This window comes from Flavobacterium sp. J27 (assembly GCF_004303025.1).
Taxonomy (GTDB): Bacteria; Bacteroidota; Bacteroidia; order Flavobacteriales; family Flavobacteriaceae; genus Flavobacterium.
In genome coordinates this window covers 30,611-41,456 of the sequence record NZ_PJQW01000018.1, presented here as the reverse complement: position 1 = coordinate 41,456, position 10,846 = coordinate 30,611, and the positions used below count along the sequence as shown (strand labels likewise).

At 30.9% G+C, this 10,846-nt stretch carries 12 protein-coding genes; 4 read left to right on the top strand and 8 right to left on the bottom strand.

Annotated features, from left to right (window positions below):
- Nucleotides 1-141: 141 nt before the first annotated feature.
- The 8 genes from CX675_RS18665 to CX675_RS18630 all read right to left on the bottom strand — a co-directional run bounded on the left by CX675_RS18665 (nucleotide 142) and on the right by CX675_RS18630 (nucleotide 6,280).
- Nucleotides 142-855 (bottom strand): tetratricopeptide repeat protein, encoded by a 714-nt coding sequence (locus CX675_RS18665; protein WP_130736774.1) that lies wholly within the window; start codon nucleotides 853-855, stop codon nucleotides 142-144.
- A 27-nt stretch (nucleotides 856-882) separates the two neighbouring features.
- Nucleotides 883-1,458, bottom strand: a complete 576-nt coding sequence (locus CX675_RS18660; RefSeq protein WP_130736773.1) for a hypothetical protein — start codon at nucleotides 1,456-1,458, stop codon at nucleotides 883-885.
- Nucleotides 1,458-2,393 (bottom strand): polymorphic toxin type 23 domain-containing protein, encoded by a 936-nt coding sequence (locus CX675_RS18655; protein WP_130736772.1) that lies wholly within the window; start codon nucleotides 2,391-2,393, stop codon nucleotides 1,458-1,460. The genes CX675_RS18660 and CX675_RS18655 overlap by 1 nt, the downstream gene beginning before the upstream one ends.
- A gap of 5 nt (nucleotides 2,394-2,398) precedes the next feature.
- Nucleotides 2,399-2,794 (bottom strand): type VI secretion system tube protein TssD, encoded by a 396-nt coding sequence (gene tssD / locus CX675_RS18650; protein WP_130736771.1) that lies wholly within the window; start codon nucleotides 2,792-2,794, stop codon nucleotides 2,399-2,401.
- Between the two features lie 101 nt (nucleotides 2,795-2,895).
- Nucleotides 2,896-3,282: a type VI secretion system tube protein TssD gene (tssD, locus tag CX675_RS18645; protein ID WP_130736770.1), complete on the bottom strand. Its 387-nt coding sequence runs from the start codon at nucleotides 3,280-3,282 to the stop codon at nucleotides 2,896-2,898.
- 148 nt (nucleotides 3,283-3,430) lie between these two features.
- Nucleotides 3,431-4,795 (bottom strand): DUF5458 family protein, encoded by a 1,365-nt coding sequence (locus CX675_RS18640; protein ID WP_130736769.1) that lies wholly within the window; start codon nucleotides 4,793-4,795, stop codon nucleotides 3,431-3,433.
- Between the two features lie 14 nt (nucleotides 4,796-4,809).
- Nucleotides 4,810-5,274 (bottom strand): hypothetical protein, encoded by a 465-nt coding sequence (locus CX675_RS18635; protein ID WP_130736768.1) that lies wholly within the window; start codon nucleotides 5,272-5,274, stop codon nucleotides 4,810-4,812.
- Between the two features lie 25 nt (nucleotides 5,275-5,299).
- Nucleotides 5,300-6,280, bottom strand: a complete 981-nt coding sequence (locus tag CX675_RS18630) for a PKD domain-containing protein (RefSeq protein WP_130736767.1) — start codon at nucleotides 6,278-6,280, stop codon at nucleotides 5,300-5,302.
- 195 nt (nucleotides 6,281-6,475) lie between these two features.
- Here CX675_RS18630 and CX675_RS18625 point away from each other — a divergent pair, with 195 nt between their 5' ends.
- The 4 genes from CX675_RS18625 (at nucleotide 6,476) to CX675_RS18610 (ending at nucleotide 10,781) form a co-directional block, all read left to right on the top strand.
- Nucleotides 6,476-7,222, top strand: coding sequence for an electron transfer flavoprotein subunit beta/FixA family protein (locus CX675_RS18625; protein ID WP_130736766.1), 747 nt, complete (start codon nucleotides 6,476-6,478; stop codon nucleotides 7,220-7,222).
- A gap of 31 nt (nucleotides 7,223-7,253) precedes the next feature.
- Entirely contained in the window at nucleotides 7,254-8,222 is a 969-nt protein-coding gene (locus tag CX675_RS18620) for an electron transfer flavoprotein subunit alpha/FixB family protein (RefSeq protein WP_130736765.1), read from the top strand.
- Nucleotides 8,223-8,472: 250 nt separating this feature from the next.
- Nucleotides 8,473-9,102 carry a bifunctional nuclease family protein gene (locus tag CX675_RS18615; RefSeq protein WP_130736764.1) on the top strand — a complete coding sequence of 210 codons (630 nt, stop codon included), beginning with the start codon at nucleotides 8,473-8,475 and terminating at the stop codon, nucleotides 9,100-9,102.
- Between the two features lie 17 nt (nucleotides 9,103-9,119).
- Entirely contained in the window at nucleotides 9,120-10,781 is a 1,662-nt protein-coding gene (locus CX675_RS18610) for a NupC/NupG family nucleoside CNT transporter (protein WP_130736763.1), read from the top strand.
- Nucleotides 10,782-10,846: the final 65 nt, after the last annotated feature.

The following is a 10,846-nucleotide window of genomic DNA, read 5'->3' as shown; positions in this document are numbered from 1 at the left end:
AAGGTTGCAAAATAGAAAAAGTATGGTGCGTGTGAACTTTCTGATGGATTACTAATTTTGAAAATCGCGTAAGTGTTTCAGAACCAATTTTTATATGAATTTTTGTACTTATTGCCATACGTCATGTTTTTTAATGTTAATTCAATTCAGACGAATTGTATCCAATTTTAGTTTTGCAGACAAATAATCAGGCTGAATTTCAAGTGCCTTTTGATAATTTAAAATTGCATTTTCTTTATCATTCATTTCTAAGAATAAATCACCTCTATTTGTATATATTAAAGCACTTTTAGGACTTAATTGAATGGCTTGATTAAAAACTGATAGTGCTTGCTGTTTTTTATTTTCATGTAATAATAAAGAGGCTTTCAAATTATAAGCAATACTCCAATCTTTGTGTATTTTAATTAATGTATCTACTGTTTCAATTGCTTCTGAAATGTGATTCATTTCAGATAATAATCCTGCTTTATTTATATAAAACCATTTATTGTTTGGATTTAATTGAATAGCTTGATTATACAATTGAATAGCCAATTCAGTATTATTGAGTTTATAATACATTTTCGCTTGAAAACATTTGACGTCTGCATTATTAGGCAATATTTGATTTAATTGATTTGCCTGTTCTAATGCATTGTTATAATCTTTTTGCCTGATAAATTGAGCTATCGCTGCATTGATCGATTTGGCTTCAGAAGGGAACCTAGAAATCCTTTGTTTTAAAGCATTATTTTCTACAAGCAACTCATTTCTATAGGCAGAATCCAAATCAAACTCAGACAGCAACTGACTAAATGATACTTGAAAGCAAATAAAAAAGAATACAATTATTTTTGAAAAAAGAATTTTCATTTTAAAAAGATTATGTTTTCTTTCTAATTACCAATATGGTAAAATAGAATCTAAATCTTCAACTGGAATGAATGTATAAATCTCTTTATATGTATCTAAGAAATATTTATCTTCAAAATTTCCTTCCCCTTGTAAAGAATTTGGCTTTACAATTATTAATTTTTCATTTTCAAGATAACCATAGGAATAATTAAATCTTCTAAGAGATGTATTAACTTTCTCAATAACAATTTTATTGTTTTTTAATTTATAATATCCTTGAAATAAAGTTCCTACGTTTTTATTGTTTTTGGACCGATTAAAATCGTTTAAAACAAACTGCTTGTAATCTAAATCGTCTTCCTTTTCAGATATAATCATATTAGATTGACCAGTTTTATAGAAAATGTAACATACTTTTTTTATGTTTTTTTCCATTGGGATTTCTGTACTTGATTGTGACCATACCGAATCTAACACATAAATACCATTTGTTTTTAACAAAGATTCTTTATCTAATTCAAAATTTTGATTATAGAAAGAATAGTCTTTCTTTGAGTAAAATTTTGAACTACAAGAATTAAATGCAAAAACTAAAAAAAGCAATGCAATTAGGCTTTTCATTAAAACTGATTTATCGTAGGACTATATTGAAACTCCCAATAATTTGGTCTTTCAGAAGGTATCAAATGAAAATTGATGATTCTATGTATAATATCTTGACTATACATATTACTTTTTCCTAAACTATTCATACCAAAAGTACCATCAGGTGTTTTCAAACGAAATGAAGTTCTCCCTTGATTCAAATCAAATGAATGTGCTTCAGGCGTCCAAGTAACCCCGTCTCTATTCAAGTCAAGAAAAGTTTGATCTACTTGAGAAGCAGTTGCTGGTGTATAATCAGTAACTCTATTCTTCAACCTTTCTAATTTAGAATTATTTTGATTATTATTTAAAAAAGTTTCTAAATTTTTATTGGCAGTGTTACGATCAAAGTCATTTTCAGAATCTGTATCGGCAGTAAAAACATCGCTAGCAATAACAAATTGATAATCGCTATTCTTTGCTCCTAATGTTATATTGCCGCCTCCAGTCCACCAACGATCATTTCCATCACTGATTCCAAGCTTTTTGAAACCACTAAAATCATTATAGGTTTGAAAGCTAAAATCACTAGCTCGTAATTGTACAAATCCTACATGTTGATTCCTTTCATGATTATTGAAAATAAAGTTAGTTCCAATGGTTGCAGAATACTTATAGTTATCTTCTAATCCAGTTCCACTATTTAAATGCAATGGATAAACATCCATTGGATTTCCTTTTCCGTCTCCAATGGTTAATTTACCTGTTAAAACAGTATCAATATTAAAACTTGAATCATTAGAAAGGGAACCTAATCCACCATTATAAAAATTAACAGCAAGATTAGCACCAGGATTGAAATTGCCAAAACGTTGACTTATTCCAACTCCAGCTGTTCCACTCATATAATTTTTTGGACCTCCAAAATGATAGCTTAACCCAATAAAAAAATTAGTTTCTAATTCGTCCATTACTTCTAGAATTTAAGAGGCCAGTTTCTTGTAAATTTAGAACCATTCATAATAACTTCTTTTGCAGAAACAACTATTTCTACACTCATTGGATTGTTAGTTTGAGATAAAAACACCTCATCGTAACCAATACAATAGCCGTCGTTAAATTGAAGTTCTCTCATTTTAGAAACCGCATCTCTCCTAAAAAAAGTAACTTTTCCGTTTTTAGTTTGATTATTACTAGTCATCCAATCGAATAGCATGGTACTTTTAGTTGATTCTACAACTACCCTGAATCTACCTCCTGTCGGATCTGCAGAGGGCTTCCCACTTTTATCAATCTCTTGACCAATAGTAAACTGAAACTCCAATACATTCATTTCTTCACCATCGATTTCAAGCTTTGCTAAAAAAGACATATGTATAAAGTATAAGGTTATTAAATATATAAAATACAAATAAATGATAAAGAGTAAGTAACAAAACCAACTCTTTATCATTTCATTTTAAAATAGGAATGTTATACCCACTCATTTACATGTTCACCAGCTCCTACTCCAATTTCTTTAGCAGAAATAGTAAACGTCTCAACTAATGGATTAGTTCCTGTAGCATCAAACTCTTCTTTGTATTTTATCAAATAACCTTCTTTGAAGTTTAATTCTTTCAATTTGGCATCAGTATCACGCTTAACGTATTGAACTGAACCATCTTTTCTTTCGAAATTATTAGTCATCCATTCAAAAAAGAATGAATCACCTGTAGATTCTACTGAAAGATTAATTGTACCTCCTCTTGTTACAGAAGAAGGTCTTCCACTTGCATCAATTTCTTGATATAAATCATAAGAAACTTTTAAAATGTTAAGTTCCTTTCCGCCAACTTTAAGTTTTGATTTAAATGACATAATGTAAAATTTAAAGATTAAAAAAAATGTTTGTTATTTGTTATTTGTGTGGTTGTCAGTAAATCTACTCAAGAATAAATATAGTACAAATATATTAATTTTTGAAAAAAAATGTATGTTTTCTTGTTAAATTATATTAAAATTATGATTATGATTCTGCATATTCGGTATCCCAATCGTTTCCATCGTCTCCTTTTTGCCCATCCATCTTAATTAAGAAGTTTTTAGCAGGGAAATAAGGCTTTAATCTGATATCTAAGAATATTCTATCTTTTTGATTAGGATCTTGCTCAAATCTTTTGATATCAAAATCTTCAATTAGTTTATCTGGACCTGTAACATTGTCTAAGAATTTAACAATTTGTCCTAAAATCTCTTTTCTAGTTTTAGCATTAAAATTTTCAAAAGCCCTTCTATTTAAGAAATCCATTAATACTTTGGTCACATAATCAAAAACCCTTACTACTGAATACGTTTGTAAACCAAGGTTATCACCACTAAAGAGTGTTTTCCCTGAGAAAGCCATTACTTTCCCATATTCGTTAACCATAGGAATTAATCCAAGGCTCTCTAAATTAGCAATTTCACTTTTCTTTAAGTCAAATTTAACTCCATCCACTTCATTAATCCCACCAAATTTCTTACCCGCTGTTATTTGAGACATCAAAGTATTGTACACTTTTCCTGCTAACGCCATTGAAGGAGGAACAAACAAATCATCTTCTTCTTCAATCTCATCATGTTTACCTCTACCTACAAGCCAGTTACACGCCATCATAACATTCGACCTGTACACATCTCCTCCTGTTAAATTAGCAGCCTCAAACATCTCCATCACATCATCTGGCTCATCTAAATGCTGAAAATCAGTAATTAACATTACTTTATTTTCAAAAGCAATCTTAGCCCATTTCTCTAATACTTTATTTGAACCTAAATATCCAGGAATAACCAATAGTGAATAATTTTGTCTTAAATCTAGGCGATCAAAACCATTAACTAATTCTTCATGTATTGTATCAATAAATCGCGTATTATCTAAATCTTTTAACTGATCTAATTCTGCATTTACTATGGATATATTTTTAAGTTTGCTTTCTTCTGTATTTTTATAAAAAAGAGCAATACTTCTGTAATTTTCTTCTAATTCTTTCGTTTCATCAACAGCTATTCTCAAGTTGTTTTTCAACGTTTTTTCTGCTTCTTCCGCTTTTGCAGTACAATCGTTTACTAAATCAACTAAGTTATCTGCCGATTTCAAAGATTCCGCCCAAATCTTTAAAACTTTTTTCAGATTATCGCGTTCCGCCTTTTTACTTGACTCTGTTAAAAAAATATTTTTTCTTGCCTTTCTGCTTGGATTTAAGTTTTGCACTCCTTCTATTGAACCTTCTAATAAATCAAATCCGCCATATTGAATAAATGAATCTAAAGTTTGTTCTAAGGAACGAGCTACTTCTTTATGCTGTTTGTCTGCGCTAGAAGCTGCGCTACTACTTTCATGGTTTGCCATAATTGTTTCTTGTTTTATTTGTCTGATGCCTCAATTTCTGCTATTAAAGTTTCTAAACTTTCAATAATCGATTGTTTTGCATCTGGATCTTGTAAAGCTAGTTTTAAAACTTTATTTGTTTTTAATTGCTTAATTAATTTTTGATACTGCTCATTTTTAGTTTTTAAATCTAATAAAAAAGAACTTTGATCAATAATCCCATTAATAGAGAAATCACCTACATTTTTAAACTGTAGCTCTTCTCTATTGATTTGTCCATTTTCATCTTCAAAAGCCACCTTTACTTTAGGGTCAAAATGTTCAAATACTTCATCCATATTTTTTAAACCTGTAACTATTTCAGGTTTCACTGGTGTATTTGGCGTTAATTTTTGAGCTATTAAAGTTCTATTTTGAGGAATTTCAAGAATACCTTCTTGACCTTCCACTCTAACTTCATTTCCTCCAATTCCATAACTGCCTGAGAATCTGTCTGCCATAATATTAATTTTAGTCTATAGATTTTTAAAAAAATGTTTTATACTTAAAGCTAACATATATAGTTTCTATACATTGATCTTTATCCTTATATATTTTAACTTGTCTTATTTTAATACCTTTATTCTTTATTGATTTATAAAACTGCTCTAAAGTCATAAATCGACTATCCGAATTAACTCTTACTTTTGGCGCGTTATCTAAACAAAATTGATTTTTAAAATTAATTAAAGATATTTTATTATCAGACACACTATACAACAAACGCTCTAATTCATCTTCACTTATCGATTTAACCGCTACTACCAGAGCCTTCTCTTCAATAACTACTTTTGGCAATGTATCTAGAGGAATCGATTTAACAGTCGAAGTTTTTTTTGTTTTAGGCTTCCCTGTCTTAGCTACCACCACTATATCCTTAAAAGCTCTATTTTTCTTATCTCCATTAATTATTAAAGATACCGTTTTTACGCCTATAGTCGAGAACTTATATCTTGGATTCTTATCTTTACTATCCACTTTACTATTTTCACCAAACTTCCATTCCCATGTTTCTGCTCCTTCTGTATGATCTACAAACTCCACTATTTCTCCTTGCTCTACTCTATCTGGAGCTTCAAAATTTACCAATAGCGCTTCTTTCACTTCTACAACTGGCTTTGGCAAAACCTTAATCGTTTTTTCAATCTCACAAGTTTCATTAATTAATAATTTCACTTTATAAGTCCCTGGTTTATTAAAAGAATGTAACTCCTTTGACTTATATGATATATCTGATCCATCTCCAAAATACCATCTCCAAGAATAGGCTTTACCTGAAGTCTCAGAAAAAGTAATAACATTATCAACCATATAATGCTTTGTATCTGTATTAAAATCAAAAACAGAGCAATCTATTTCATTTGATTTTTTAAAGGCTAATAACCCACACGATAATATAAAGACTAATATAAATGTAATGATAACTTTATTATCAAAGTGCGTTTTTATTTGATTATTTGCGTTCATTTTTTAGTGAGAAAACTTTTCGATTTATAACTTTACTCCAAATATATAAAAAAAATATTCAGAGGTTAAACAATAATCTGCACTATTTTGATTATTAAGCAAAAAAAATTAAAATTTAAAAAAATATTATGCGTGCATAGTATTTTTAAACATTTTTTTTGTAATTTCGTGACATTAAATCTCAAAAATAAAACAATGAAAATATTAGTTTGCATCAGTCATGTACCTGATACTACATCAAAAATCAATTTCACCAACAATGACACTGAATTTGATACAAATGGAGTTCAGTTTGTTATTAATCCAAATGATGAGTTTGGCCTAACAAGAGCAGTTTGGTTCAAAGAAAAACAAGGCGCTACTGTAACTGTAGTAAATGTAGGAGGTACTGACGCTGAAGCTACCTTGAGAAAAGCTTTAGCAATTGGAGCAGATGAAGCAATTAGAATTAATGCAAACCCAATAGACGGCATGTTTGTTGCAAAACAATTAGTTGAAGTTGTAAAACAAGGAGGCTATGATTTAATCATTGCAGGTAAAGAATCATTAGATTATAATGGCGGAATGGTTCCTGGTATGATGGCAGGATTACTTGGATATAATTTTGTAAACTCTTGCACTGGATTGGAAATTGAAGGTGAAAAAGTAACCGCAGTTAGAGAAATAGACGGTGGTAAAGAAACTTTATCTACAACACTCCCTCTTATTATAGGTGGACAAAAAGGATTAGTAGAAGAGAAAGACTTAAGAATTCCAAACATGAGAGGAATCATGATGGCTCGTTCAAAAGCATTAGCAGTTAATGAACCAACTGGCGATAGCAATGCAACACAAGCTGTTAAATTTGAAAAACCAGCACCAAAGTCTGCTGTAAAACTAGTTAACCCAGACAACTTAGACGAATTAATTGAGTTACTTCACAACGAAGCGAAGGTAATCTAAATCATCATCAACCATTTTAAATACAAAAATCATGTCTATCTTAATATATGCTGAATCAGCAGAAGGAAAATTTAAAAAAGTAGCCTTAGAAATCGCATCTTATGCCAAAAAAGTGGCCGATGCAATGGGTACAACTGTAACAGCAGTAACTGTTAACAATACTAACACAGCAGACTTAGCCAAATATGGTGTTAGCAAAGTTTTAAAAGTAAGCAATGACAAGTTAGCCACTTTTAATGCAAAAGCCTACGCAGATGTTATTAAACAAGCTGCAGAAAAAGAAAACACTAAATTAGTAGTCTTATCTTCAACAACAGACAGTTTATATCTTGCCCCATTAGTTGCAGTAGCTCTAAACGCAGGTTACGCATCAAATGTAGTTGCTTTACCAGTAAACACAAGTCCATTTCAAGTAAAAAGAAATGCTTTTTCAAATAAAGCTTTTAACATTACTGAAATAACAACCGATGTAAAAGTAATTGGAATTGCTAAAAACTCATTCGGTCTATTCGAATCAGAAGCAACATTAACAGAAGAAGACTTTTCTCCTTCTTTAAATGATGCAGATTTTACAATTAAAGTAGAAAACATAGAAAAAGTAACTGGGAAAGTTACGATTGCCGATGCTGAAATCGTAGTTTCTGCGGGACGAGGCTTAAAAGGTCCTGAAAATTGGGGAATGATTGAAGAATTAGCTTCAGTATTAGGAGCTGCAACTGCTTGTTCGAAACCAGTTTCAGATATCGGATGGAGACCTCATAGTGAACACGTGGGACAAACTGGTAAACCTGTTGCTGCCAATTTATATATTGCTGTGGGAATTTCAGGAGCAATCCAACACATAGCAGGTATCAATTCCTCTAAAGTTAAAGTAGTTATCAATACAGATCCAGAAGCACCATTCTTCAAAGTTGCTGATTATGGTGTTGTAGGAGATGCATTTGATGTAGTTCCGAAATTAATAGAAAAATTAAAAGCTTTCAAAGCGAATAATGCTTAATTTTTAGCTGTTTAAAAATATATTATATTAAAATTAGAGTTATCTTTGTTAAGATAGCTCTTTTTTTTATTTTTGGAGCGAATGACTTGTAGTATATTTGCCAGCCATTTTCCTGCTGTACGCTATATTTTTTGTTTGGATAAACTCCCAAACAAAAAGATACCGCTCCCATCAGGGCTAATTTAGAACAATAGTTTATTTTTTATAATCTTTCAGTATTACAAAACGAATACTTGACACTATTTATATAATGAGTTTAGTAAAATTAACAATAAAAGGCATTTCCTATAGCCAAACACAAAACGGAGCTTATGCTCTTATTTTAAATGAAGTTGACGGAGAACGAAAATTACCTATAGTTATTGGTGCTTTTGAAGCACAATCTATTGCCATCGCTTTAGAAAAAGAAATTAAACCACCTAGACCTTTAACTCACGATTTATTTAAAAATTTTGCAGATCGATTTGACATCATTGTGAAACAAGTAATTATTCACAAGTTAGTTGATGGTGTATTTTTTTCAAGTATTATTTGCGAAAGAGATAAAATTGAAGAAATTATTGACGCAAGAACTTCGGACGCTATTGCATTAGCCCTTCGTTTTGGTGCACCCATTTTTACTTATAAAAACATTCTTGATAAAGCTGGTATTTATTTAAAAATAAACCCATCAAAAGACGAAGAAAACAATGACGAATCTGACGACGTATTATCATCTCCAGAAACGTTTGGAGCAAACGAACCTTTAGAACCTCAAAAAGAAGAATATAGCGGTTTTTCGTTACAAGAACTTTATGACAAATTAGAAGAAGCTGTACAAAATGAAGACTATGAAAAAGCCGCAAAAATAAGAGATGAAATCTCTAAAAAAGAATCTTAACAAAACTTCACAAACGAATGATAAAAAATATATTTTTATGTTTAACGTTTATATTTACATTTTTAAATATAAACGCACAGGAAATTGAAAAAAAATGGCAATTAAACACTTCAAAAAATGATTTCCTAGAACTAAAAGAAGGCACCTATCAACTTAAATTATCAAAAGATAGTCTTTTTCAAAAAGGAGACTACCTAATACAAGACAAATTTTTATTTCTTTTTGAAAATGGTTCAGACTCACCAACAAAACGTTTTGTAATAGAGACCAAAACTGATTCTACCCTTACTTTAAAAAAAGGAGACAAAGCCTATTCTTTTTTCTCTTCAAATAAAATTAAGAAAACAACAGAAACCACCAATACTTTAGTAAAAAGCACTGGAATAACTGCAAGTGGAATCGCTCGAGGTATTTTAGGAATGTTAGCATTACTAGCTATTGCATTCGTTTTTAGCGCCAACAGAAAAGCTATAAACTGGAAAACGGTCTTCATTGGTTTGGGTGCACAATTAATTTTGGCTATTGGAGTACTAAAAATTTCATTTGTTAAATCTGCATTTGAATTTGTAGGAAACCTTTTTGTTTTAGTACTAGATTTTACCAGAGCAGGTAGCGAATTTCTTCTAGGCGGAATGATGAATGTTGAAAGTTTTGGTTTTATCTTTTTATTCCAAGTTTTACCTACAATTATCTTCTTTTCTGCTTTAACTTCCTTGTTATTTTATTTAGGAATAATACAAGTTGTGGTAAAAGGATTAGCAAAAGTTTTAACAAAACTACTGCACATATCTGGAGCTGAAAGTTTATCTGTAGCAGGAAATATATTCTTAGGACAAACAGAAGCACCTCTAATGATTAAAGCCTATTTAGAGAAAATGAACAAGTCTGAAATCTTACTCGTAATGGTAGGTGGAATGGCTACAGTTGCAGGTGGAGTACTTGCGGCATACATTGGTTTTCTAGGAGGTAATGATCCTGTTCTACGTTTAGAATTTGCTAAACATTTATTAGCTGCATCAGTTATGGCTGCACCAGGTGCCATTGTTATTTCAAAAATATTATATCCTCAAACTGAATCAATCGACACCAATGTAGAAGTTTCAAAAGAAAAAATTGGCTCCAATATTTTAGATGCTATTTCAACCGGTACCACAGAAGGATTAAAATTGGCAGCCAATGTAGCTGCTATGTTGCTTGTATTTATCGCCTTTATAGCCATGATTAACTATACTTTAGGATGGATTGGAGATTGGTCTGGATTAAATACCGTTATTGCTGATAACACTCCATATTCTAAATTCTCATTAGAAACTATACTCGGTCTTATTTTCTCTCCTTTAATGTGGTTAATCGGTGTAGCGCAAGAAGACATGATGCTCATGGGGCAATTATTAGGCATTAAATTAGCAGCCTCAGAATTTGTGGGCTACATTCAATTAGCAGAGTTAAAAAACGCAACTAATGAAATTCATTTTACCTATGAAAAATCAGTGATAATGGCTACTTATATGCTTTGTGGTTTTGCCAACTTTGCTTCTATTGGAATACAAATTGGTGGCATCGGTTCTTTGGCTCCAAATCAAAGAAAAACATTATCTGAGTTTGGATTAAAAGCGGTTATTGGTGGAAGTATTGCTTCCCTATTATCTGCAACAATAGCTGGAATGATTATTGGGTAAGCACAATCTAATACTCTCGAATTTGTCTCAGAATCAAAACAAATTAGATACCAAAACAAATTCAA